This is a genomic window from Shewanella sp. BJSY2023SW001 (assembly GCF_047314685.1).
In the GTDB taxonomy this organism is placed as follows: Bacteria; Pseudomonadota; Gammaproteobacteria; order Enterobacterales; family Shewanellaceae; genus Shewanella; species Shewanella indica.
Genome location: NZ_JBKORF010000013.1, coordinates 1 through 24022, shown reverse-complemented (window position 1 = coordinate 24022; position 24022 = coordinate 1). Strand labels below are relative to the sequence as shown.

Genomic DNA, 24022 nt, shown 5'->3' with positions numbered 1-24022 from the left:
GTGTAAGCCCCGAAGGGCGTGGCTTACAGGCCTGCCTGCTGTGTTGTGCTTCTTACAAAGGACTAACCATTTGCTGCGAACCACGCCTTGCATCCATGCCCGTAAGCCGACGCAGAGAACGCATGGGACTTGTTCGCACCTTCCTTATGGCCTAGTTCTCAGCAATCACAAAGCTGGCGACCATAGGATTGTGATCAGACACATCTGTTTCCGGCACATACAGCTCTTTGGGTTTCAATCCTCGATAAAAGAGATGATCCAAAGGATACCCCAGAACTCTCACCCTGTTATCCTCGCCAAAATGAGCCTCATTCAATCCCAAAGAGGAAGCAAAGGCGGCCAGCAGCATACTGCGTTCCTCACTCCAGGTATTGAAATCACCCGCCAGAATAATAGGCCCCATAACTCTTTCCTCAGCCAGGGCTTCAGTCAAAGACTTAAGTTGCTGCCGATATTCTTCGATACCGACACTGAAGTTAATTCCATGGACATTGACCACAGTCAATAATGAGCCATCAGACAAAGGATATTCAGCGACCAAGGCCGTCTTGGGCAACCGCAACCAAGGCTCAAGAGTACGGTAGCCACAACTGCTCAAAGGAGCGCTGCGGGAAAGATTCATTACCCCAGCTGGGGTATCCAATACACTGAAAGCATTAGCGAAACGCCAAAACCACTGCGCAGTATTCAGATAAAGATACATGCCGGGATCCAAACTGGCTTCCTGCAACAGCACCAACTGCCTGCCAGTTGTAAAATCATCGAGACGAGAACGCCACTGGCCGTTTTGCTGCTTCTGAATATTCCAGATCAATACACCAAACTCACCATTATTATCCAGCGCCTTTGCCGTTGGCGTTTGAATACAGGCCGCGCCGGTATTGGAATCAACCCTGTCAGATTGCAGTTGAACATTTGCCGGTACAGTAAACAACCAATGCCATCCCCCGAGTATCACCAGCAAAGAAAGCAACGGGAAGATCAGCAACCACTTCAGTTTCATATCAGCCTCAAGCGCAGAAAGAGCCTACAACAGGATTAATGCAATAGTGCTCAAACTCAGGTTACCCAAGGCTGTCTGTCACCGCAAATTGGATTAATATGGGCCGATTAAATCAAGGCGCCAGGCGCTACATACAGAGAGGAATATCATGGCGAAAGTCGAAGTATTGGTCGGAACCACCTTGGGAGGAGCCGAATATGTCGCCGAAGAACTCATCAATAAGCTTGAACAAAACGGCCACCAGACAAACCTGTATTTGACCCCACAGTTGGATCAACTGGATCCCAAAGCCCTTTGGTTGATCGTTTCCTCCACCCATGGGGCCGGCGATCTTCCGGACAATTTGCAGCCCTTCTATCAGGAATTACTCCAGTCAAACCAAAATCTGCAGGACTGTCGGTATGCTTTATGTGCGATCGGCGACTCGAGTTACGACACTTTCTGCCAAGGCCCGGAAAAGCTGCTACACCAACTGAGCGCACTTGGCGCCCAATCCTATGTGGATAAGATCCAGATCGATGTTCAATACGATCCCGTACCGGAAGATCCAGCATTGGCGTGGCTTGATGGCTGGTTAGGCAAACTCTAAAACGTATTTAAAACTGAATAAGCTATCAAATACTCACAATTTAGATCTAACTTACCCACAATTTTGCTCAATAAAATATAACTCTGTGGATAATACTTTATTTTGATCTGATCAATCGTTGCATGAATCGGATCCTGAATGCATACCAGATCCTCCTTGTGGATAAGATCGCGATCTATCCCCAGCTTTAATGGAGATAGATCGCCAACTGATCACAGGATCAATTTGCGTTAACCTCTTGTTTTTACGTAAATATAACCGTTACCCACAGAAAAGCCCAATCCTAATAGTAAACATAACAAGAAGATCTATATAAAGATCTTAAGATCTATAAGGCAGATCCCTTGCGATCCATCAGCATGAAATAGATCATTCACCTGAATCCTTACAGGTGCTAAAATGATCGGCTGAAATTCCTTTTTCATCCCTTGCTCAGCCAAAGGTAAATCTATGCGTTTTCATGAACGGTTTGATGTAATTGTTGTAGGTGGTGGTCATGCCGGAACTGAAGCCGCATTGGCAGCTGCCAGAATGGGAGTTAACACCCTGCTCCTAACCCATAATATTGACACTTTGGGTCAGATGTCCTGTAACCCGGCTATCGGGGGTATAGGTAAAGGGCACTTGGTTAAAGAGATAGATGCCTTGGGTGGCGCCATGGCAACAGCAACTGATTATGCCGGGATCCAATTCAGAACCCTGAATTCAAGTAAGGGACCAGCAGTAAGAGCTACCAGAGCCCAAGCAGATCGCGCCTTATATCGACAAAAGATCCAACAGATATTGCAAAACCAGCCCAACTTAAGGATCTTTCAACAAGCTGTTGACGATCTGGTTGTTGAAAACAACAGAGTCATTGGTGTTGTTACCCAAATGGGACTGGCTTTTGAAGCTCCTGCTGTGGTGCTGACAGCCGGTACTTTCTTGGGAGGTAAGATCCATATTGGATTGGAAAATTACAGTGGTGGGCGTGCCGGTGATCCTCCAGCGATCGCTCTAGCTCATAGACTCAGAGAGTTACCTATTCGAGTTGGCCGTCTCAAAACGGGTACGCCGCCTCGTATCGATGCTCGCAGTGTCGACTTCGAGCAGATGACAGAACAGCAAGGAGATAATCCTCTTCCTGTGATGTCTTTTATCGGTGATGTGAACCAACATCCTCAGCAAATCTCTTGCTATATCACCCATACCAATGAAAAAACCCACGAGATAATTCGTGGCGGTTTGGACCGAAGCCCGATGTATTCTGGGGTTATCGAAGGAATAGGCCCGAGATACTGTCCGTCTATCGAAGACAAGATCCATCGCTTTGCCGATAAGAGTTCGCATCAGATCTTTATTGAACCTGAGGGACTCAATACCAATGAGTTATACCCCAACGGTATCTCAACCAGTTTGCCATTCGATGTGCAAATTGCTTTGGTCCGCTCGATCAAGGGGATGGAAAATGCTGAGATCATGCGCCCTGGCTATGCCATTGAATATGATTACTTTGATCCCAGAGATCTGAAAAATTCGCTGGAAACCAAAACCATAAATGGGTTGTTCTTTGCAGGTCAAATCAACGGCACCACAGGTTATGAAGAGGCTGGAGCTCAAGGCCTGTTGGCCGGCATGAACGCGGCTTTACAGGTGCAAGGTAAAGACGCTTGGGCACCTAGAAGGGATCAGGCTTATCTTGGCGTGCTGGTGGATGATTTGTCGACGTTAGGCACTAAAGAGCCCTATCGTATGTTTACCAGCCGCGCCGAATATCGCTTGCTGCTGCGCGAAGATAATGCCGATCTGCGCCTGACCGAGAAAGGCCGCGAGCTGGGTTTGGTTGACGATCAGCGCTGGGCCAAGTTCTCAGCCAAGGTTGAGGCGATAGAATCTGAGCTGCAACGTCTGCGCAGTCAATGGATCCATGTGAATTCCCCTCTGGTTGAAGCGCTGAATCCGCATCTCAATACACCAATATCTCGCGAAGCTTCGTTTGAAGAGCTGCTACGGCGTCCTGAATTGGACTATGACAAGCTTATGGGGATTGAAGGTTTCGGGCCGGGGCTCGAAGATCGTCAAGCGGCCGAACAGGTGCAGATCCAGGTTAAATATGCTGGTTATATTCAGCGCCAGCAGGAAGAGATCGCCAAAGCACAGCGTAACGAAAATACCGGATTGCCGCTGGAGCTTGATTACAATGAAGTGCCAGGCTTATCCAACGAAGTGATCGCCAAGCTCAATGCCCATAAACCAGAGACCATAGGCCAGGCCTCCAGGATCTCGGGGGTAACTCCGGCAGCCATCTCCATTTTGCTGGTGCATCTGAAAAAACGGGGATTACTGCGCCGAACGGCCTGATACAGTAAACCATTCCAGAGCCGGGGAAGCTGTAGATGCTTCCCTTGGCCGTTTTGGGGCCGCATAATAGCCCCGCAGTATTTTTCTGGGGAGAATACCCGTGCTTGCAGCACAGTTAAAAACATATCTGGCTGAGACAGGCCTCAATGCATCAGATGAACAGCAGCAACAGTTGCTTGGTTTTGTTGCCATGCTCAACAAATGGAATAAAGCCTATAACCTGACCTCGGTGCGCGAACCTGAGCAGATGCTCATCCGTCATATCATGGATAGCCTGGTCGTCTCTCCTCATCTCAAGGGACAGCGTTTTATCGACGTGGGCACAGGCCCTGGGTTGCCCGGTATCCCGCTGGCGATTTTGAATCCGGATAAAGAATTTGTATTGCTCGATAGCTTGGGCAAGCGGATCCGTTTTCAAAAACAGGTCCAGATTGAACTCAAATTGAAAAATATACAGTCGGTAGAGAGCCGGGTGGAAGCCTTTGAGGATCCGCAAGGGTTTGACGGCGTGCTAAGCCGCGCCTTTGCCTCAGTGGCAGACATGTTAAGCTGGTGTCAGCATTTGCCGGCGCAAAATGGGGTATTCTATGCCCTTAAAGGGCAACTGAACCCTGATGAGTTAACCGGGATCCCTGAGGGGTACAGTATCAGGGAATCCATTGAACTCAAGGTTCCAAAATTGGATGAACAGAGACATCTGCTGATCATAGCTCCCCAGGTTTGAATGCCTTGCAATTGGCTGGCGTATCAAGCAACTTGATGCAAACGGAACCGGGCATCAATAACAAAATTGACAGACAAGGTGACAGTGTGGCGAGAATTATTGCCGTAGCCAACCAGAAAGGTGGCGTTGGAAAAACAACAACTTGTGTTAATTTGGCTGCCTCTTTGGCGGCAACCAAGCGGCGGGTGCTATTGATCGATCTGGATCCCCAGGGCAATGCCACCATGGGGAGTGGTGTCGACAAGTACGAAGTTGAAAACACCGCCTATGAGTTACTGGTGGAAGAAAAGAGTTTTGACGAAGTCGTCGTACGTAACACTGCCGGGAAATACGATCTCATTGCCGCCAACGGTGATGTGACTGCCGCCGAAATCAAATTGATGGAGTTCTTTGCCAGGGAGATTCGCCTGCGCAACGCTTTGGCAAAGGTGCAGGATGAATACGACTTTATCTTTATCGATTGTCCTCCCTCGCTGAATATGTTGACTGTGAACGCCATGTCGGCGGCCGACTCAGTACTGGTTCCCATGCAGTGTGAGTATTATGCCCTGGAAGGCTTGACTGCCCTGATGGATACCATTTCCAAGTTGGCGGCCATGGTTAACCCTAAACTCGGGATCGAGGGAATACTCAGAACCATGTACGATCCCCGCAACCGTCTGGCCAACGATGTTTCCGATCAACTGAAACAGCATTTCGGTGACAAGGTTTACCGCACTGTGATCCCAAGAAATATTCGCTTGGCCGAAGCGCCGAGTTTTGGCGCTCCGGCTATGTACTATGACAAGAGTAGCGCTGGGGCCAAGGCCTATCTGGCTTTAGCCGGCGAAATCATTCGTCGCTCAGAGCAGAATCAGCAAGCGAAACAGGCATAAAGGAATGAGCATGACACTGAAAAAACGGGGTCTGGGCAAGGGCCTGGACGCACTTTTGAGTACCAGCCATGCAGCGAGTAAGAAGCGTGATGATGCCGAGCAATCTAAAGTTGATGCCGGCGAAACCTTGCTGACTTTGGATGTGGATCTGCTGCAACCCGGTAAGTATCAACCCCGTAAAGATATGTCGCCGGAGGCGCTGGAAGAGCTGGCTGAATCTATCAAGGCTCAGGGCGTTATTCAGCCCATAGTGGTGCGTAAGATCAGTGATGACAAATATGAAATAATCGCCGGTGAACGTCGCTGGCGTGCGGCGCAGCTGGCCAAGTTGGACAAGGTGCCCTGTATAGTCAAGCAGGTTGCCGATGAGGCTGCTGTGGCTATCGCCCTGATAGAAAACATTCAGCGGGAAGATCTCAATGCTATGGAAGAAGCCATTGCGCTTAACCGTTTGATCGAAGAATTTGATCTTACTCACCAACAAATAGCTGATGCTGTGGGAAAATCACGGGCTACCGTTTCGAACTTGCTGCGACTCAATGGATTGAATGAACCGGTAAAGCGGTTACTGGAGTACGGTGATATTGAGATGGGTCATGCCCGAGCCTTGCTTGCCTTGCAAGGTGAGGAGCAAACTTCTGTTGCCCGATTGGTGGTAGCGAAGGAATTGACCGTTCGTGAAACAGAACGATTGGTTAATAAAGTCTTAAATCCTGCCAAAGAGGCCGAAAAGCCTGTAAAAGATACCGATGTTGCTCGTCTGGAGAGTCAGTTAATTGAGAGGCTAGGTGCAAAAGTTTCTATTTCCCACGGTAGTAAGGGAAAGGGAAAAATTGTAATTAACTATCAAAATCTGGCTGAATTAGACGGCATTCTTGCCAAAATCCATTAAAAAAACGTCGTTAACGCTTTTTAGTGTAAATTTGTGACGTTTGTTAATATTGCATTTATGCGAATTTGGGGCTGTATCACGTTAAAAGGTGAGGTTTTTACTTATCTCAAAGTTGCAAACAAGACTTGAAAAGGTATACTTTCGCAAGCTTTTTGTACCTCGACTCTATACGGATATTTGTAGTCCGGTCATCGAAACAAAAAGTAGGAATGCGGAGAAGAATAATTGAGTAAGGTTTTAGCGCGTCGTGGCCGTTGGTCAGCCTATAAATTGGTGATGATGCAGGCGGCGATAGCTGGGGGTGCTTCAATTATCTTCTTTGCCGTGTGGGGAGCCCAGTTTGGCTATTCTGCTCTGGCAGGAACTGCCATAGCTGTGCTCCCTAATTTTGTATTCGCTACCCTGGCTTTTTCCCATATGGGAGCAAGCTCTGCCGGTAAGGTCCTAAAAGGCTTTTACTGGGGGGAAGCGGTAAAGTTGCTGTTGACAATAGCGTTGTTTTCGCTGGTATTTATCAATTTAGAGGTCGCATTTATGCCCCTTTTTATTTGCTATGTACTGGCGTTGATAGTGCATTGGGCAGCTCCTTTGTACTTCAAGCAAAGTTAAGTGGGATGAATCATGGCTGCACCTGGTGAAACATTAACACCGCAGGGCTATATCCAGCATCACCTTACCAACCTTACCGTTGGTGAAGGTTTCTGGACATGGCATATTGATTCATTGCTCTTTTCGGTTGGTCTTGGCGTGCTGTTTCTGTGGTTGTTCCGCAGCGTTGGTAAAAAAGCAACCTCTGGCGTTCCCGGTAAGCTTCAATGCTTTATCGAGATGATCGTCGAGTTTGTCGACAACAGCGTTAAAGATACATTCCACGGTCGCAATGCTTTGATTGCACCTCTTGCTCTGACTATTTTTATGTGGGTATTCATGATGAACCTCATGGATATGGTGCCAGTTGACTGGATACCACATACTGCCGCTTTGGCCGGTGTGCCTTATCTGAAGATAGTACCGACTACTGACCTTAACATCACTTTCAGCCTCGCGTTGGGCGTGTTTGTGCTGATTATTTACTACAGCATCAAGGTCAAAGGTGTGTCAGGATTTGCGAAAGAACTGACGCTACAGCCCTTCAACCATTGGGCAATGATACCCGTCAACTTCCTGCTCGAAACTGTTACCTTGATAGCTAAACCTATTTCATTGGGGCTACGTCTTTTTGGTAACTTGTATGCAGGTGAGTTGATCTTCATCCTTATTGCGCTGATGTATGGTACCAACTTGGCGATTGCCGCTCTGGGTGTGACTTTGCAACTGGGCTGGCTGATCTTCCATATTCTGGTTATCACGCTGCAAGCGTTTATTTTCATGATGCTGACTATTGTTTATCTAAGCATGGCTCATGAAGATCATTAAGGACTGCTGAAGAAATTTTTTAAACTAAATCATCAACCAACACAGATTTAGATACTGGAGATACAGATGGAAACGATTCTGGGCTTTACTGCAATTGCTGTTGCTCTGCTCATTGGTTTGGGTGCACTGGGTACCGCTATCGGTTTCGGCCTTTTGGGTGGTAAGTTCCTGGAAGGCGCTGCGCGTCAGCCAGAAATGGCTCCTATGCTGCAAGTTAAGATGTTCATTGTAGCGGGTCTGCTCGACGCCGTGACCATGATCGGTGTAGGTATTGCACTTTACATGCTGTTTACTAACCCACTGGGTGCAATGCTGTAATAAACGCTTCTGTCTTAACTCTAAATAGGAGGCTGTTGTGAATATCAACGCTACCCTAATCGGTCAGACGGTCGCCTTTATTATCTTCGTGTGGTTCTGCATGAAGTTTGTATGGCCCCCTTTGATGAATGCCATCGAAGCGCGCCAGAAAAGGATTGCTGATGGTCTTGCTGACGCTGACCGTGCAGCAAAAGACCTGGAGTTGGCTCAAGCGAAAGCGACTGACCAACTGAAAGACGCCAAGGCTACAGCCAACGAAATCATTGAGTCTGCCAACAAGCGCAAGGCTCAGATTATTGATGAAGCCAAAGCTGAAGCAGACGCTGAGCGTGCGAAAATCATTGCTCAGGGTAAAGCAGAAATTGAAGCTGAACGTAATCGCGTGAAAGAGGAACTGCGTAAGCAGGTTGCGACTCTTGCCATCACTGGTGCAGAGAAGATCCTCGAGCGTTCGATTGATGAAGCCGCCCAAAGCGACATAGTTAATAAACTAGTTGCTGAAATTTGATAAGGGAGTTGAGTTATGGCTGAGTTAACCACCATTGCTCGCCCTTACGCTAAGGCAGCTTTTGACTTTGCTGTTGAACATCAAGCAGTAGAAAACTGGGCAGAAATGCTCGATTTCGCGGCAATGGTGAGTGAAAACGAATCCATGAAGCCACTGCTGGCTGGATCTATGTCCAGCAATAAGCTAGCTGCACTCTTTATCAATATCTGTGGCGAGCAAATTGATGAGCACGGTCAAAATCTGATCAAGGTAATGGCTGAAAACGGTCGCTTGGAGGTACTGTCTGCTGTATCTCAGCTCTATGCTGAGTTTCGCCACGAATGGGCTAAGGAAATCGAAGCCAACGTGGTATCTGCTACTGAGCTTAGCTCTGAGCAGCAACAGCAGATCAGTGTTTCTTTAGAGAAACGTCTCGCACGCAAAGTTAAGCTGAATTGCAGCGTCGATGCCGAGCTTATCGCCGGTATTATTATCAAGGCAGGGGATCTGGTGATAGATGGATCCGTCCGCGGCAAATTAAACCGCCTGTCTGATAAGCTGCAGTCGTAATTGGGAGTTTGAGCATGCAACTGAATTCCACTGAAATCAGCGATCTGATTAAGCAGCGGATCGAGCAGTTCGAAGTCGTCAGTGAAGCCCGCAACGAAGGTACTATCGTTTCGGTCAGTGACGGCATCATCCGCATTCACGGCCTGGCCGATGTAATGCAGGGTGAGATGATCGAACTGCCTGGCAACCGTTATGCAATCGCGTTGAACCTTGAACGTGATTCTGTAGGTGCCGTAGTTATGGGTCCTTATGCCGGTTTGGCTGAGGGCGTAAAAGTTAAAACCACTGGCCGTATTCTGGAAGTTCCAGTAGGTCGTGGTCTACTGGGACGTGTTGTTAACACTCTGGGTGAGCCAATCGACGGTAAAGGACCAATCGACAACGATGGTTTTGCACCTGTTGAAATGATTGCTCCTGGTGTTATTGAGCGTCAATCCGTATCTCAACCGGTACAAACCGGTTATAAGGCGGTTGATGCCATGATCCCTATCGGTCGCGGTCAGCGTGAGCTGATCATCGGTGACCGTCAAACTGGTAAAACTGCGATGGCTATTGACGCCATCATCAACCAGAAAGATTCCGGCATCAAGTGTGTGTACGTTGCAGTAGGCCAGAAGGCTTCTACTATTGCCAACGTAGTACGCAAGCTGGAAGAGCACGGTGCTCTGGCCAACACTATTGTTGTGGTTGCTACTGCTTCTGAAGCGGCTGCCCTGCAATACCTGGCACCATACTCTGGTTGTACCATGGGTGAATATTTCCGTGACCGCGGTGAAGATGCACTGATCGTTTACGATGACCTGTCCAAGCAGGCTGTTGCTTATCGTCAGATCTCACTGTTGCTGAAGCGTCCACCAGGCCGTGAAGCTTACCCAGGTGACGTATTCTATCTACACTCTCGTCTGCTGGAACGTGCTTCCCGCGTGAACGAAGAGTACGTTGAGAAGTTCACCAATGGCGAAGTAAAAGGCAAGACTGGTTCTTTGACCGCTCTGCCAATTATTGAAACCCAGGCAGGTGACGTATCTGCGTTCGTACCGACCAACGTAATTTCTATTACCGATGGTCAGATCTTCCTTGAAACCGACCTGTTCAACTCTGGCCTACGTCCAGCGGTTAACCCAGGTATCTCTGTTTCTCGTGTAGGTGGTGCGGCTCAGACCAAGATCATCAAGAAACTGTCCGGCGGTATCCGTACTGCTCTGGCACAGTATCGAGAGCTTGCTGCGTTCTCACAGTTTGCGTCTGACCTTGACGATGCAACTCGTGCCCAGCTGGAGCACGGTGAGCGTGTAACCGAACTGATGAAGCAAAAGCAATACGCTCCTATGAGCGTAGCTGACCAAGCTGTATCTATTTTTGCAGCTGAAAAAGGCTACCTGAAAGGTATTGAGCTGAAGAAGATCGGTGACTTCGAAGCCGCTCTGCTCTCTTTCATGAACGGCGAGCATGCTGAGCTGATGAAGCTGATCAACGATAGCGGTGATTACAATGCCGAAATCGAAGCTGAGCTGAAGGCTGGTCTCGACAAGTTCGTGGCAACCCAAACCTGGTAAATACATGCGAGGTGTCATAAGGCACCTCAGGTCCAGATTGGAGAGTAGAGATGGCCGGCGCTAAAGAGATTAAAACCAAGATCGCGAGTGTGAAAAACACTCAGAAGATCACGTCCGCCATGGAAATGGTGGCAGCCAGCAAAATGCGCAAGGCGCAGGATCGCATGGCTGCAAGCCGTCCATATGCGGAGAGCATGCGTAAGGTGATCGGTCACGTCGCTCAGGGTTCTCTGGAGTACAAACACCCCTACCTGGAGGTGAGAGAACCCAAGCGGGTTGGTTACATAGTAGTGGCAACCGACCGTGGCCTTTGTGGTGGTCTGAACGTCAACCTTTTCAAGAAGGTTGTCGCAGACGTGAAAAGCTGGAAAGAGCAAGGTGCGGAAGTTGAATTCTGCCCTATCGGTGCTCGCAGTGTTCAGTTTTTCAAAAGCTTTGGTGGCAAGGTGCAGGCCCATGCTTCAGGTTTAGGTGATGCTCCCAAGCTCGCTGACCTGATTGGTACTGTGCGGGTAATGCTCCAGGCTTACAACGAAGGCAAGCTGGATCGTCTGTATGTGGTATTCAACAAGTTTGTTAATACCATGACGCAGACTCCTGTGATCGAGCAGCTGCTACCTTTGCCTAAATCAGACGAAGATGACGTAGCGCATCGCTGGGACTACATCTATGAGCCAGATCCAAAGGTCTTGTTGGACAAGCTTTTGGTTCGTTATGTGGAGTCTCAGGTGTATCAGGGTGTCGTTGAAAACATTGCTTCCGAGCAGGCTGCCCGTATGGTGGCCATGAAGGCAGCAACAGACAACGCCGGCACGCTGATCGATGATCTGCAACTGGTATACAACAAGGCCCGTCAGGCGGCGATTACGCAAGAACTGTCGGAAATTGTGTCAGGTGCAGCCGCGGTTTAGGCTGGGTAACGAATACAAGTTTTAGAGGATTAATCATGAGCACAGGTACTGTTGTCCAAGTGATTGGCGCGGTTGTGGACGTTGAGTTTCCACAAGATACCGTACCTCAGGTATATGACGCTCTGAAGATCACAGGCGAAGGCGCCTGTAAAGGCTTGGTGCTGGAAGTTCAGCAACAGCTGGGTGGTGGTGTAGTTCGTACCATCGCCATGGGTTCTTCCGATGGTCTGCGTCGTGGTATCGAGGTAGAAAACTCTGGTTCACCAATTTCCGTTCCGGTTGGGGCTGCGACCCTTGGCCGTATCATGAACGTTCTGGGTGAACCTGTGGATGAAGCGGGCGCTATCGGTGAAGATGAGCGTTATATCATCCACCGTGATGCTCCTTCTTATGAAGAGCAATCTAACACCACTGAATTGTTGGAAACCGGCATCAAGGTTATTGACCTGGTATGTCCGTTCGCCAAGGGTGGTAAAGTAGGTCTGTTCGGTGGTGCGGGTGTTGGTAAGACAGTTAACATGATGGAACTGATCAACAACATCGCTAAAGCCCACTCAGGTCTGTCCGTATTCGCCGGTGTAGGTGAGCGTACCCGTGAAGGTAACGACTTCTACTACGAGATGAAAGACTCAGGCGTACTGGACAAGGTAGCCATGGTGTACGGTCAGATGAACGAGCCACCAGGTAACCGTCTGCGTGTTGCTCTGACCGGTCTGACTATGGCCGAGAAGTTCCGTGACGAAGGTCGTGACGTACTGTTGTTCGTTGACAACATCTACCGTTACACCCTGGCTGGTACCGAAGTATCGGCACTGTTGGGTCGTATGCCTTCTGCTGTGGGTTATCAGCCAACACTGGCTGAAGAGATGGGTGTTCTGCAAGAACGTATTACTTCTACCAAAGTGGGTTCTATCACTTCGGTACAAGCGGTATACGTACCTGCGGATGACTTGACTGACCCAAGCCCAGCAACCACCTTCGCTCACTTGGATGCGACCGTGGTACTGTCTCGTCAAATCGCTTCTCTGGGTATCTACCCAGCGGTTGACCCACTGGATTCCACCTCTCGTCAGCTGGATCCACAGGTTGTTGGCCAAGAGCACTATGACGTGGCAAACGGTGTACAGACAGTTCTGCAGCGTTACAAAGAGCTGAAAGACATCATCGCTATTCTGGGTATGGACGAGTTGTCAGATGACGACAAGATGACAGTATCCCGCGCCCGTAAGATCGAGCGTTTCCTGTCTCAGCCATTCCACGTAGCTGAAGTCTTTACCGGTTCTCCAGGTAAGTACGTGCCCCTGAAAGACACCATCCGTGGCTTCAAGGGAATTCTGGACGGTGAGTTCGACCACCTGCCAGAGCAAGCGTTCTACATGGTTGGTTCTATCGACGAAGCCGTTGAGAAAGCCAACAAGAAATAACTAGGCAATATTGCATAGTTTGGTAAGGAGAACGGGATGGCAGCCATGACAGTACAGCTTGATATCGTCAGTGCAGAGAGCAAAATCTTCTCAGGCCTTGTTGCCCATTTACAGGTAACTGGTTCTGAGGGTGAACTGGGTATTATGCCCGGCCACACTCCGCTGCTGACCAATATCAAACCTGGCATGGCGCGCATCGTCAAACAAAATGGTCAGGAAGAGGTGTTTTACCTTTCAGGTGGTTTACTGGAAGTTCAACCCAACTCCGTGTCCGTATTGGCTGATGTTGTAATGCGTGCCGATGAGATTGACGAGCAGGCTGCAGTAGAAGCCAAGCGTCGTGCAGAAGCCCATATGGCCGATGCCGGTGCTGACTTCGATTATGCTGCGGCAGCAATTGAACTGGCTAAAGCCGTGGCTCAGTTGCGGGTCGTTGAGACCATCAAGAAGAACATTGCCAGATAACAGCACTGCTGAAAAAAGGCGCCTCAGGGCGCCTTTTTTGTGTCTGTTATTCCTATTGTCCAAGCAGGTTTGCAAGCTTCCAAGCTGCCTGAGCGCTGCATTTTTACCGCGATTCCGGTACACTTGCGCCAGCCCAAAGAAAAGGAATCTCTCATGTCATTGAATGTTGTTATTCTCGCCGCCGGGAAAGGGACCCGGATGCGTTCTGATCTACCCAAAGTTCTGCATAAGGTCGCCCATAAACCCATGGTGCAGCATGTGATTGATACGGCTCATTCACTAAATGCCGACAAAATCAATCTGGTTTATGGTTATGGCGGCGATAAGCTGATGACGGAACTGGGCGAGCAACCGCTTAACTTTGTGCTGCAGGCTGAACAGCTGGGCACAGGGCACGCGGTAGCCCAGGCGATTCCCCATATAGATGACAATGACACTGTCTTGGTGCTCTATGGCGACGTTCCCCTCACCCGTAAGGAAACACTGGAAGCTTTGCTTGCTGTCAGGCAAAACGATGGCGTAGCCGTACTGACAGTGCATCTGGATGACCCAAGCGGCTATGGCCGTATGGTGCGCGAGCATGGCAAGGTAGTTGGCATAGTCGAACAGAAAGATGCTTCTCCCGAGCAACTCAAGATTAATGAGATCAACAGCGGCATCATGGCATTGCCGGGCAAACAATTAAAAAACTGGCTTGGGCGCTTGGAAAACAACAATGCTCAGGGCGAGTACTATCTTACCGATGTGATCGCCATGGCTCACGCCGATGGGGTGGCCATAGATACGGCTCATCCTGTTAATTCCATTGAGACTGAAGGCGCCAACAACAGAGTGCAGTTGGCGGCGTTGGAACGTGCTTATCAGCAGCGCTGTGCAGAAGCCTTGATGCTGGATGGGGCTAACCTAAGGGATCCGGCACGCATTGATGTTCGCGGTGAAGTGACAGTCGGCATGGATGTGATGATCGACGTCAATGTGATCTTCGAAGGTAAAGTGGTGCTGGGTAATAATGTGACTGTGGGTGCCGGCGCTATCCTTATTGATTGTGAGATAGCCGATAACGCCGAGATTAAGCCTTACAGCATAGTCGAGGGCGCCAAGTTGGGTGATGGCGCCAGTGCCGGCCCGTTTGCTCGTCTGCGTCAGGGCGCTGAACTTAAGCAGGATGCCCATATAGGCAATTTTGTTGAAATGAAGAAAGCCATACTCGGTGTGGGCTCCAAGGCTGGACATCTGGCTTACCTCGGAGATGCACGCATTGGCCAAGGGGTAAATATAGGTGCAGGTACCATTACCTGTAACTATGATGGCGCCAATAAACATCTGACCGTTATTGAAGATGAGGTGTTTGTCGGTAGTGACACCCAGTTGGTTGCTCCTGTCACCATAGGTAAAGGAGCGACTCTGGGAGCCGGTTCCACTGTAACCCGTGATGTCGGCGCCGATGAGTTGGTTATCACCCGAGTTAAACAGAAACATATCAAGGGTTGGAAGCGTCCACAAAAGCAAAAGAAATAATTCCTCTAATTGAAAGCACCCACTCGGGTGCTTTCAATCTCACAAACCCGTCAATGGGTTTGAAGTCAATCATATTTAATTGTAAATATCTGTAAAGAAACTTAAATACTAATCCTTCTCATTTATATTTGCTGGCAAAAATAGAACTGATTGCCGGTCCGGCATAGAGAATGAGGTGATTATGAGGTTTAAGTTTTCCTGTGTAGGTATGGCTGTGGTGGCCGCTATATCTTCAATGCCACTGGCGGCAGAGCAAGTGCCAGAAGACATTGAGCGTATCAGTGTTACCGGCCGTAGCTTCAATGATTATAAGACTGGCGTCGCCTCTGGCGCGATGCGTGGTGATATTAATCTGATGGATACACCTCAATCCGTTACCGTTATCCCCGACTTTGTTACTGATGAACAGCTGGCAACCAACCTGGCTGAAGTATTGGTGAATGACTCAAGCGTGACCAGTGGCAGTGAAAAATGGAATCGCCAGGTATTTAATATTCGTGGCTTTGAGTTGGACTCTGGTTCTGGGTACCTGATCAATGGTCAGCAGCAGTGGTCGCACTATGTGCAACCTATTGAAACTCTGCAGCAGGTAGAAGTGCTTAAGGGCCCCTCCAGTATGCTCTACGGCCAGTCAGGCCCTGGTGGCTTGATCAATATGGTGACCAAGAAGCCGACCTACGACACACTGTTTAACCTGGGATTTGATACCGATGATAACGGCTCTACCCGCTTTCAACTGGATGCCGGTGGTAGTCTAAACGAAGCTCAGACTATCCGTTATCGCACTGTGCTGGTTAAGCAGGATACCCAGTATTGGCGTGAATATCAGAATGGTGAAAATCAGGAAAGAGATCGTTGGTTGGGCTACCTGAATCTGGAGTTTGATATTACCGATGATCTTTTGCTGTCACTGAAATATGACCGTACCCAAGATAAAACCGGAATAGACCGTGGCGGTTGGTTGAACAGCAAGGGTGAGCTCATTGGTGGTCGGGATATTATCTGGGATATGCCATGGGCGTTTACTGACAATACCATCGAAAACTTAGGGGCCGAACTCACTTACTTTATCAGCGACAACTGGAAAGTGAAGGCCGGCTATAATGATCAGCAGTTCAACCGCCAAAGGTTGGACTCTCTTCCAAGTTTGATCAAAGGTTCTGAGGATCCATTTACTGATGGCTACACTGTGAGTCCATTCGATCGTTATGATGATTGGCAACATAAAACAGGATTCATTGATATTACCGGTAACTTCAGTACCGGCGTTTTGGAACATCAGTTCCTGATCGGTGCCAATATGTTGGACTACTACTATGGGCAGTTGCGCGAAAAAGGCGAAAGTGTTTCTGTTATGCCTGGCCAGCCCATCGCAAATCCAGGTTTGGACTATCATAACGATACTTCACTCAGTGAAAGCGACTATAAGCACTATGGTTTCTATATTCAGGACCTGGTTACTATCAATGAACAGTGGAAACTGTTGGCCGGTGTTCGTTATGACGAACAAAAGAAAGATGGTGCCGGGAACAACAGTTATGCCGTTTCACCTAAATTTGGGGTGATCTATTCGCCGATGGATAACGGCAGTATCTATGTCAATTACTCAAAGAGCTTCAGTCCCCAAGGGAGCGTTAATGATCCTAATGATGTCAATGACAAGATGAATCTGGATCCTGAATATGGGGAACAGTATGAAATAGGCACCAAGTGGGAACTGTTCGATGGTGGGTTATTACTGACAGGCGCCGTGTTTGATATAACCGTCTCCAATGTTACCGTGACTCAAGACTTAGGGGCAGGTGAATCAATAACAACTCAGAGTGGTGAACAGCGTCATAAAGGGTTTGAGATGGGCGCTCAGGGACGACTCAGTGATAAGTGGTTTATGACAGGTTCCATGATGTATCTGGATGCAGAGTATGATCGCCCTGCAGAAGATAGTCTCAATGGTAAAACGCCGATAGATGCGCCTGAGTGGTCGGCCAATATCTGGACCCGTTATGAGATGACAGAAGCGTTGGCTCTGAATTTTGGTGCTGTCTATGTCGGTGAACGCTTTGCCGATAAAGAGAACATGATCACCAAAGATGGTTATGTACGTTTTGACCTGGGCGCTGCCTACACTATGGATGTGATGGGAACAGATGTCAGCGTAAGGGTTAACATGAAGAATCTGTTTGATAAAGAATATCTTGCCGGCGGTACCAATACAGATGTGACTGTTGGTGAAGGTCGTCATGTGAGCCTGGCGCTGGAAGCCAAGTTTTAATCGCCAATAGATAACATGCCAACAGCAATGCCGGCCACTCCAGTGGCTGGCATTTTTTATGGATGAAATCTAATGCTTTCGGCTTATTGGGGCGCGCCCAGGCTCGGGCTGGCTTTAAGGCATGCCTGTATATCGGCTGAACTACTAACGAGCTTTTTTCACTCAGCAATTGCGTTTAGGTTTCGAAGTTATATAATTCGCCTTTCGAATCGAAACTTATTCAATCTGGAATGACCAAACGCAACACCCAACAAAGGCGTCACGCCATAGTTACCCTGCTGCAGCAGCAGGGTGAAGTCAGTGTCGATGCCTTGGCGCTGAAGTTTGAAACTTCGGAAGTGACCATACGTAAAGACTTGGCAGCCCTGGAGAAAACCGGTTTGCTGCTGCGTCGTTATGGTGGTGCCGTCGTTGTTCCTCAAGAGATAACCCAGACCTTGTCTGAACCGCCTTCCCGCAATAAGTTGGCCATAGCTCAGGCCGCTGCCGGGCTTATCAAAGATCATAATCGCATCATCATAGATTGTGGCAGCACCACTTTGGGACTTATTCCTGAGCTTAACGATAAGCGCGGGCTGGTGGTCATGACCAATTCCCTGCAGTTGGCCAATGCGATACATGAATTGGAAAACGAGCCCACACTCTTGATGACGGGGGGCACCTGGGACCCCCACTCCGAATCTTTTCAAGGACAGGTGGCTGAGCAAGTACTGCGTTCCTACAACTTTGACCAGCTTTTTATCGGCGCCGATGGCATTGACTTGCAGCGAGGCACCACCACTTTCAATGAGTTGATTGGGCTGAGCCGGGTGATGGCGGAAGTTTCCCGGGATGTAGTGGTGCTGCTCGAATCGGAAAAGGTGGGCCGCAGAATTCCTAATCTTGAGTTGCCCTGGGAGTTGGTCACTACCCTGGTGACAGATAATAGGCTGCCAGATGCAGCCGCTGAAAGTATTTCAAATCAAGGGGTAAAGCTGATCTTGGCCCCTTTTACAGCGTAAACTTTAAACTAAGCGGATATTGATATGTGTGGAATTGTTGGCGCAGTAGCGCAAAGGGATGTTGCTGAAATCTTGATCGAGGGACTGAAACGCCTGGAATATCGTGGCTATGATTCGGCCGGTGTGGCTGTCATTCACCAAGGTGAACTGACCCGTACCCGCAGAGTTGGCAAGGTGCAGGAGTTGGCCGATGCCTTGCAAACTGCTCCTTTGGCCGGTGGTACCGGCATCGCCCATACCCGCTGGGCGACCCATGGTGAGCCCAGTGAGCGCAACGCGCATCCACATCAATCCGGCAGTGACATAGCCGTGGTGCACAACGGGATTATTGAAAATCACGCTAAGTTGCGGGAGATGCTCAAGGGCTTAGGCTATCAGTTCAACTCAGATACAGATACAGAAGTCATTTGTCATCTGGTCGACCATGAGCTCAAGTCTGCCCCCGGCTTGCTGGCGGCGGTACAAGCCACAGTCAAACAACTGGAAGGTGCCTATGGCACTGTGGTCATCGACCGCCGCGACCCTGAACGGCTGGTGGTCGCCCGCAGTGGCAGCCCATTGGTAATAGGCTTTGGCCTGGGAGAAAACTTCGTCGCCTCGGATCAACTGGCACTGCTGCCGGTGACCCGTACTTTTGCCTTTCTGGAAGAGGGCGATGTTGCCGAAGTGACTCGCCGTGAGGTTCATATCTATGATCTTGACGGAAACCCGGTAGTGCGTGAAAAGAAAGAATCTGAAATCACTCATGATGCCGGTGACAAGGGCGAGTATCGTCACTATATGCTTAAAGAGATCTATGAGCAGCCAATGGCGCTGGCCCGTACTCTCGAAGGCCGAATAGCCCAGCAGCAGGTGCTGGATACAGCCTTTGGTGATAATGCTGCCGAGCTTCTCAAAGAGATCAAACATGTACAGATCATTGCCTGTGGTACCAGTTACCATGCCGGTATGGCGGCACGTTATTGGCTGGAAGATTGGGCCGGTGTTTCCTGTAATGTGGAAATTGCTTCTGAATTCCGCTACCGCAAGTCGCATCTGTTCCCCAACAGCCTGTTGGTCACCATTTCTCAATCCGGTGAAACGGCCGATACCCTGGCGGCAATGCGTTTGGCCAAAGAGATGGGGTACAAGGCAACCTTGACCATATGTAACGCCCCCGGATCCTCGCTGGTTCGCGAGTCCGATATGGCATATATGATGAAAGCCGGTGCCGAGATAGGTGTGGCTTCCACCAAGGCCTTTACCGTGCAGTTGGCCGGTTTGTTGATGCTGACGGCGGCACTGGGACGTTATAACAGCATGAGTGTGGAAATGCAGGCGGCAATCGCCCAGAGTTTGCAGTCTATGCCGGCTAAAGTGGAGCAGGCTCTGGGGTTGGATGACGCCATAGCTGAGTTGGCTGAAGACTTTGCCGATAAGAGTCATGCCTTGTTCCTGGGACGTGGCGATCAGTATCCCATTGCGATGGAAGGCGCGCTGAAGCTGAAGGAGATTTCCTATATTCATGCCGAAGCTTATGCATCCGGAGAGCTGAAACATGGACCATTGGCGCTGATCGATGCCGACATGCCTGTGATAGTGGTTGCACCCAATAATGAACTGCTTGAAAAGCTTAAGTCCAATGTGGAAGAAGTGCGTGCCCGTGGTGGTTTGATGTATGTGTTTGCTGATGTTGATGCTGAATTTGCATCCGATGACACCATGAAGGTAATTCCTGTGCCACATTGTGATGAGTTTATGGCACCGCTTATTTACACTATTCCGCTGCAGTTGCTGTCATACCATGTTGCCCTGATCAAAGGGACTGATGTGGATCAGCCAAGAAACTTGGCCAAGTCGGTTACTGTAGAGTAATTGGCCGGAATCAAGCGCAAGCCTGAAAGTGTTGCCACTAATCGCCTGAGTGTATGCTCAGGCGATTAATTGCGTTAGCCGCTGCTGCTTTTTTGCTTCGTATCTCTTCCAGACCTTTTCGTGGAAGTAGAAAACAACAGTGTTGATGCTGGGTTCTATCAGGGCCACGGCACCACCTATAAGCGCACTGCCGGTAAGCAGGTAAGTGATGGTAAAGGCTACGCTGAAGTGCAGTATGGCAAAGGTCATTGTCTTAATCATGGTGGTTCTCCTCTCTCGATAATTTAATGATAATAATTCTCATTAATAATTAAAAGGGGGTTTAACAGATTAATTTGACCGTTTTTATCTATTAAAAAGGCCGCTTATGCGGCCTTTAGTAGTCTAAGGCTATCAGTAATGCCAAGGGAAGCTGGAAAAGTCCTGATCGCGTTTTTCAAGAAACGCGTCTCGGCCTTCCTGGGCCTCGGCTGTGCCATAGGCTAAACGGGTCGCTTCACCGGCAAACAGTTGCTGGCCAACCAAACCATCATCAGGCAGGTTAAAGCCATATTTGAGCATGCGCATTGCGGTTGGGGACTTGGAGTTGATCTCCTTGGCCCAGCGCAGAGCTTCGGTTTCAAGTTCTGCATGAGGAACCGAACGGTTAACCATGCCCATGGCAAAGGCTTCATCGGCACTGTAGTTAAAGCCACAGAAAAATATTTCTCTTGCCCGCTTCTGACCTATCATCTTCGCCAGATAAGCGCTGCCATAGCCAGAATCAAAGCTGGCTACATCCGGGTCTGTCTGTTTGAAAACGGCGTGTTCTTTCGATGCCAGTGTCAGATCGCACACTACATGCAGGCTGTGACCGCCACCAACCGCCCAACCGGGAACTACGGCTATGACGACCTTGGGCATAAAGCGGATCAAGCGCTGTACTTCGAGAATGTGCAGGCGGCCCATGCGAGCCAAATCGGCCTTGCCGGCTTCCTCACCTTCATATTTGTAGCCGTCTTTGCCGCGAATACGCTGATCGCCACCGGAGGAGAAGGAATATTGCCCTTTGGCTGATGGGCCATTACCTGTTAACAGCACACAACCTACATCAGACCATTGCCGGGCGTGGTCCAGAGCTATGTAAAGTTCATCAACTGTCTTGGGACGAAAAGCGTTCAGACAGTCGGGACGGTTAATGGCAATTCGCACCGTACCTTGAGATTTGGCTCTGTGGTAAGTGATGTCTTCAAAAGCGAACCCGGCAACCTCTTCCCACAATTCAGGTTCAAAAGTATCGGAAACAAAAGATGTCATAACAAACAGCCCCTATATTGATAATGGCTCAAAGGCTAGGTGGATTGGCGTGGGAGGTCAATGATTTCAGGTGCGGGTTTTGCAACAGTCGACAAAACCCGGTGCTTTATTCAGAGGTTATCACAGATGAACAACAGGTTATCTTTGCTGAAAACCGGATGAGATATGACATTGCCACGACAATACTCGTCCTTGAAGTCCATTAAAGTCTCTGGCGAGGTCAGTATGCCGTCCAACTCCTGCAGCTCTGAAGCTGACAAACGCTCGGCAATATCGGCCTTGAGGCGGGCCTTTTTCTGATCGAGGCGAATGATCTGTGTGCCCGTCATGGCATCCAGCTTGCGTTCAATTTTCTTTACTAATGCTTCGGTTTGGGCAATAGGCTCATCGAGCTTATCTGTCTGAGTGACCAAGTAATAAAGCACTCCGGCCAATATTGCCAAAATAATCCAGCCTTTCATCATTTAGTCCAACTAAGGTTAATAACCCTTGTGTTACAAGGTATAATACGCCAGTTTTTATACAATAAGCAGTAAAAGGCTGTAAAGATGAGTGAAGAGTCGAGCAATAAGGATTATTCGAAAGCCAATCGAATCAAGATTCACCAGCCTGATGCGAGTAAAGCAGACCGCTTTAATCCTCGCAACCGAATTTACGTTCGTGCGGTTGATGGTCTATGGAGTTCGTTAAGGCGGCGGATGGGATGGATAGCTATGCTGTTTTTCCTGATTTTGCCCTGGCTTCCCTGGGGAGATAGGCAGGCAGTCTGGTTTAACCTGGCAGAGCAGAAGTTTCATGTATTCGGCCTGACTATCTGGCCTCAGGATCTGACGTTGCTGGCAGCCTTGTTTATGATTGCTGCCTTCGCACTGTTTTTTGTCACTACCTACCTGGGAAGGGTCTGGTGCGGTTACACCTGCCCGCAGACAGTGTGGACCTTCATCTTTATCTGGTTTGAAGAAAAGCTCGAAGGGGCACGCAACAAAAGGATGAAGTTGGATCAGATGCCCTGGAGTTTTGACAAGCTCTGGCGCAAAACGGCCAAGCATACTGCTTGGTTGCTGATTTCCCTGCTGACGGCCATGACATTTGTGTCTTACTTTGTGCCCTCCAGAGAAGTATACCTCGAGGTGTTTACCTTACAGGCCAGCGGCGCCGTGTACTTTTGGGTTATTCTCTTCACTTTGGCAACCTATGGTAATGCCGGCTGGATGCGGGAAATCATGTGTATTCACATGTGTCCCTATGCGCGTTTCCAGGCGGCCATGTTCGATAAGAACACTTATATTGTTGGCTATGACACCAAGCGTGGTGAAACTCGCGGCCCCCGTTCCCGTAAGGCAGATCCCAAAGCTCTGGGGCTGGGCGACTGTATCGATTGCGATCTCTGTGTTCAGGTTTGTCCGACAGGGATTGATATCCGTAATGGCCTGCAGTACGAATGTATCAACTGCGGCGCCTGTATCGATGCCTGCGACTCCACCATGGAACGTATGGGATATGCCAAAGGCCTTATCAGTTACACCACGGAAAACAAACTGGAAGGGATCAAGGAAAAAGTGCTGCGTCCCAAGCTGGTGGGCTATGGTGTTGTGCTTACTGCGATGATTTTGGTGTTCATTTACGCCAGTGCCAATATCGCCCCTGTGCGCATCGATATCATTCGTGACCGGAATCAGCTCTATACCGAGAATACTCAGGGGATGACAGAGAATACCTTCACTTTGAAGATATTGAACAAAACAGAAACGGCCCACGAGTACCAGATGCACATTGATGGGTTAAATAACTATAAGTGGTACGGTCCACAAACAGTGCAGATTGCGGCCGGTGAAGTATTGACGCTGCCAATCAGTGTGGCGGTCGACCCTGTGGAGCTGAAACGTCCCATTACCAAGATAGACTTTATTGTCACAACCGAAGTCAATGGTGAGACGGTTGAAGCCAAACAGGAGTCCCGTTTCTTCGGGCCTTAAGCTTTAGTAAGCGACGCTAGATAGATAAAAAGGGGCGTGAGCCTAATGCCGTTCACTTAGTGTGAACGGCATTTTTCTTAGGCTTAATGGGATACTTGTTTTTACTCATTTTTAACGCACGTGGATAGGCTCTATCGCGTTTCCCATCAAGCTTGAACTGCCTCGCATTACGCACTATGTCCAAGACATCTCTCGGGACATTTCCGGGCGTTTGAGATGACAGCTGAGTCAGTTTAAAAATGATATAACTCGATGCATCTCTAAAGCTTAATTGGTTCGGATGTAACGACGGTAAGCTTTTAGCCATCAACACCATCTTGTATCTGATGAGGTTATAGGCCAACAGTACCCCCCACAATTCTTGGATAACCAGCTCTGGCAATTGACTGCGTAACGTAAAGCGACTCTCCAGAAGATGCTGCTTCATCTCCCGATAGCCCACTTCTATCTCCCATCGATGAGCATATAAATCCGCTATTTCTGCCCCCGGATAACGCAAGGGGTCCGTTAATGAGGTCAAAATGGAAACCGACTT

At 49.1% G+C, this 24022-nt stretch carries 24 protein-coding genes; 19 read left to right on the top strand and 5 right to left on the bottom strand.

Annotation, left to right across the window (positions count from 1 at the left end; all coding sequences use genetic code 11):
* Positions 1-151: 151 nt before the first annotated feature.
* Positions 152-1003 carry an endonuclease/exonuclease/phosphatase family protein gene (locus ACMHXH_RS03010; RefSeq protein ID WP_039035944.1) on the bottom strand — a complete coding sequence of 284 codons (852 nt, stop codon included), beginning with the start codon at positions 1001-1003 and terminating at the stop codon, positions 152-154.
* Positions 1004-1151: 148 nt separating this feature from the next.
* Here ACMHXH_RS03010 and mioC point away from each other — a divergent pair, with 148 nt between their 5' ends.
* The 18 genes from mioC to glmS all read left to right on the top strand — a co-directional run bounded on the left by mioC (position 1152) and on the right by glmS (position 20215).
* Positions 1152-1592, top strand: coding sequence for an FMN-binding protein MioC (gene mioC, locus ACMHXH_RS03005; RefSeq protein ID WP_039035945.1), 441 nt, complete (start codon positions 1152-1154; stop codon positions 1590-1592).
* 450 nt (positions 1593-2042) lie between these two features.
* Entirely contained in the window at positions 2043-3932 is a 1890-nt protein-coding gene (gene mnmG / locus ACMHXH_RS03000) for a tRNA uridine-5-carboxymethylaminomethyl(34) synthesis enzyme MnmG (RefSeq protein WP_144362104.1), read from the top strand.
* Positions 3933-4032: 100 nt separating this feature from the next.
* Positions 4033-4656: a 16S rRNA (guanine(527)-N(7))-methyltransferase RsmG gene (rsmG, locus tag ACMHXH_RS02995; RefSeq protein WP_071476691.1), complete on the top strand. Its 624-nt coding sequence runs from the start codon at positions 4033-4035 to the stop codon at positions 4654-4656.
* 86 nt (positions 4657-4742) lie between these two features.
* A complete protein-coding gene (locus ACMHXH_RS02990; RefSeq protein WP_039035962.1) occupies positions 4743-5531 on the top strand; it encodes a ParA family protein in 789 nt (262 codons plus the stop codon).
* Positions 5532-5541: 10 nt separating this feature from the next.
* Entirely contained in the window at positions 5542-6423 is an 882-nt protein-coding gene (locus ACMHXH_RS02985) for a ParB/RepB/Spo0J family partition protein (RefSeq protein WP_039035948.1), read from the top strand.
* 225 nt (positions 6424-6648) lie between these two features.
* Positions 6649-7032: an ATP synthase subunit I gene (locus ACMHXH_RS02980; protein WP_039035949.1), complete on the top strand. Its 384-nt coding sequence runs from the start codon at positions 6649-6651 to the stop codon at positions 7030-7032.
* A gap of 12 nt (positions 7033-7044) precedes the next feature.
* Entirely contained in the window at positions 7045-7839 is a 795-nt protein-coding gene (atpB, locus tag ACMHXH_RS02975) for a F0F1 ATP synthase subunit A (RefSeq protein WP_039035950.1), read from the top strand.
* A gap of 66 nt (positions 7840-7905) precedes the next feature.
* Entirely contained in the window at positions 7906-8157 is a 252-nt protein-coding gene (gene atpE, locus ACMHXH_RS02970) for a F0F1 ATP synthase subunit C (protein ID WP_025011729.1), read from the top strand.
* A gap of 37 nt (positions 8158-8194) precedes the next feature.
* Positions 8195-8665 (top strand): F0F1 ATP synthase subunit B, encoded by a 471-nt coding sequence (gene atpF, locus ACMHXH_RS02965; protein WP_028780952.1) that lies wholly within the window; start codon positions 8195-8197, stop codon positions 8663-8665.
* Between the two features lie 15 nt (positions 8666-8680).
* Positions 8681-9214 (top strand): F0F1 ATP synthase subunit delta, encoded by a 534-nt coding sequence (gene atpH / locus ACMHXH_RS02960; RefSeq protein ID WP_039035951.1) that lies wholly within the window; start codon positions 8681-8683, stop codon positions 9212-9214.
* Between the two features lie 14 nt (positions 9215-9228).
* The gene (atpA, locus tag ACMHXH_RS02955) at positions 9229-10770 is read left to right on the top strand and encodes a F0F1 ATP synthase subunit alpha (RefSeq protein WP_039035952.1); all 1542 of its coding nucleotides are present in this window, start codon (positions 9229-9231) and stop codon (positions 10768-10770) included.
* A gap of 50 nt (positions 10771-10820) precedes the next feature.
* A complete protein-coding gene (gene atpG, locus ACMHXH_RS02950; protein WP_039035953.1) occupies positions 10821-11681 on the top strand; it encodes a F0F1 ATP synthase subunit gamma in 861 nt (286 codons plus the stop codon).
* 35 nt (positions 11682-11716) lie between these two features.
* Positions 11717-13105, top strand: coding sequence for a F0F1 ATP synthase subunit beta (atpD, locus tag ACMHXH_RS02945; RefSeq protein WP_039035954.1), 1389 nt, complete (start codon positions 11717-11719; stop codon positions 13103-13105).
* A 36-nt stretch (positions 13106-13141) separates the two neighbouring features.
* Positions 13142-13570, top strand: coding sequence for a F0F1 ATP synthase subunit epsilon (locus tag ACMHXH_RS02940; protein WP_025011732.1), 429 nt, complete (start codon positions 13142-13144; stop codon positions 13568-13570).
* A 153-nt stretch (positions 13571-13723) separates the two neighbouring features.
* Positions 13724-15088 (top strand): bifunctional UDP-N-acetylglucosamine diphosphorylase/glucosamine-1-phosphate N-acetyltransferase GlmU, encoded by a 1365-nt coding sequence (gene glmU / locus ACMHXH_RS02935; RefSeq protein ID WP_071476712.1) that lies wholly within the window; start codon positions 13724-13726, stop codon positions 15086-15088.
* A 181-nt stretch (positions 15089-15269) separates the two neighbouring features.
* Positions 15270-17360: a TonB-dependent siderophore receptor gene (locus ACMHXH_RS02930; protein ID WP_071476690.1), complete on the top strand. Its 2091-nt coding sequence runs from the start codon at positions 15270-15272 to the stop codon at positions 17358-17360.
* Between the two features lie 230 nt (positions 17361-17590).
* Positions 17591-18361, top strand: a complete 771-nt coding sequence (locus tag ACMHXH_RS02925) for a DeoR/GlpR family DNA-binding transcription regulator (RefSeq protein WP_039035956.1) — start codon at positions 17591-17593, stop codon at positions 18359-18361.
* A gap of 24 nt (positions 18362-18385) precedes the next feature.
* Positions 18386-20215 (top strand): glutamine--fructose-6-phosphate transaminase (isomerizing), encoded by a 1830-nt coding sequence (glmS, locus tag ACMHXH_RS02920; protein ID WP_071476689.1) that lies wholly within the window; start codon positions 18386-18388, stop codon positions 20213-20215.
* 57 nt (positions 20216-20272) lie between these two features.
* On the opposite strand, the gene ACMHXH_RS02915 is transcribed toward glmS, so the two are convergent.
* The 3 genes from ACMHXH_RS02915 to ACMHXH_RS02905 all read right to left on the bottom strand — a co-directional run bounded on the left by ACMHXH_RS02915 (position 20273) and on the right by ACMHXH_RS02905 (position 21972).
* Positions 20273-20476, bottom strand: a complete 204-nt coding sequence (locus tag ACMHXH_RS02915; protein WP_039035958.1) for a DUF2061 domain-containing protein — start codon at positions 20474-20476, stop codon at positions 20273-20275.
* 132 nt (positions 20477-20608) lie between these two features.
* Positions 20609-21511: a 1,4-dihydroxy-2-naphthoyl-CoA synthase gene (locus ACMHXH_RS02910; protein ID WP_028780956.1), complete on the bottom strand. Its 903-nt coding sequence runs from the start codon at positions 21509-21511 to the stop codon at positions 20609-20611.
* Between the two features lie 110 nt (positions 21512-21621).
* Positions 21622-21972: a hypothetical protein gene (locus tag ACMHXH_RS02905; RefSeq protein ID WP_039035959.1), complete on the bottom strand. Its 351-nt coding sequence runs from the start codon at positions 21970-21972 to the stop codon at positions 21622-21624.
* 87 nt (positions 21973-22059) lie between these two features.
* On the opposite strand from ACMHXH_RS02905, the gene ccoG reads away from it, so the two are divergent.
* Positions 22060-23487, top strand: coding sequence for a cytochrome c oxidase accessory protein CcoG (ccoG, locus tag ACMHXH_RS02900; protein ID WP_039035960.1), 1428 nt, complete (start codon positions 22060-22062; stop codon positions 23485-23487).
* Positions 23488-23539: 52 nt separating this feature from the next.
* Here the strand turns inward: ccoG and ACMHXH_RS02895 are convergent.
* The coding region (locus tag ACMHXH_RS02895; protein WP_413737583.1) for a transposase at positions 23540-24022 on the bottom strand (483 nt) is incomplete at its 5' end.

Bases quoted from the DNA above. Each gene is read 5' to 3' on its own strand.
- ACMHXH_RS03010 (WP_039035944.1), bottom strand. From the start codon at position 1,003: ATGAAACTGAAGTGGTTGCTGATCTTCCCGTTGCTTTCTTTGCTGGTG.
- mioC (WP_039035945.1), top strand. From the start codon at position 1,152: ATGGCGAAAGTCGAAGTATTGGTCGGAACCACCTTGGGAGGAGCCGAA.
- mnmG (WP_144362104.1), top strand. From the start codon at position 2,043: ATGCGTTTTCATGAACGGTTTGATGTAATTGTTGTAGGTGGTGGTCAT.
- ACMHXH_RS02985 (WP_039035948.1), top strand. From the start codon at position 5,542: ATGACACTGAAAAAACGGGGTCTGGGCAAGGGCCTGGACGCACTTTTG.
- atpB (WP_039035950.1), top strand. From the start codon at position 7,045: ATGGCTGCACCTGGTGAAACATTAACACCGCAGGGCTATATCCAGCAT.
- atpE (WP_025011729.1), top strand. From the start codon at position 7,906: ATGGAAACGATTCTGGGCTTTACTGCAATTGCTGTTGCTCTGCTCATT.
- atpH (WP_039035951.1), top strand. From the start codon at position 8,681: ATGGCTGAGTTAACCACCATTGCTCGCCCTTACGCTAAGGCAGCTTTT.
- atpA (WP_039035952.1), top strand. From the start codon at position 9,229: ATGCAACTGAATTCCACTGAAATCAGCGATCTGATTAAGCAGCGGATC.
- atpG (WP_039035953.1), top strand. From the start codon at position 10,821: ATGGCCGGCGCTAAAGAGATTAAAACCAAGATCGCGAGTGTGAAAAAC.
- atpD (WP_039035954.1), top strand. From the start codon at position 11,717: ATGAGCACAGGTACTGTTGTCCAAGTGATTGGCGCGGTTGTGGACGTT.
- ACMHXH_RS02940 (WP_025011732.1), top strand. From the start codon at position 13,142: ATGGCAGCCATGACAGTACAGCTTGATATCGTCAGTGCAGAGAGCAAA.
- glmU (WP_071476712.1), top strand. From the start codon at position 13,724: ATGTCATTGAATGTTGTTATTCTCGCCGCCGGGAAAGGGACCCGGATG.
- ACMHXH_RS02930 (WP_071476690.1), top strand. From the start codon at position 15,270: ATGAGGTTTAAGTTTTCCTGTGTAGGTATGGCTGTGGTGGCCGCTATA.
- ACMHXH_RS02925 (WP_039035956.1), top strand. From the start codon at position 17,591: ATGACCAAACGCAACACCCAACAAAGGCGTCACGCCATAGTTACCCTG.
- glmS (WP_071476689.1), top strand. From the start codon at position 18,386: ATGTGTGGAATTGTTGGCGCAGTAGCGCAAAGGGATGTTGCTGAAATC.
- ACMHXH_RS02915 (WP_039035958.1), bottom strand. From the start codon at position 20,476: ATGATTAAGACAATGACCTTTGCCATACTGCACTTCAGCGTAGCCTTT.
- ACMHXH_RS02910 (WP_028780956.1), bottom strand. From the start codon at position 21,511: ATGACATCTTTTGTTTCCGATACTTTTGAACCTGAATTGTGGGAAGAG.
- ACMHXH_RS02905 (WP_039035959.1), bottom strand. From the start codon at position 21,972: ATGAAAGGCTGGATTATTTTGGCAATATTGGCCGGAGTGCTTTATTAC.
- ccoG (WP_039035960.1), top strand. From the start codon at position 22,060: ATGAGTGAAGAGTCGAGCAATAAGGATTATTCGAAAGCCAATCGAATC.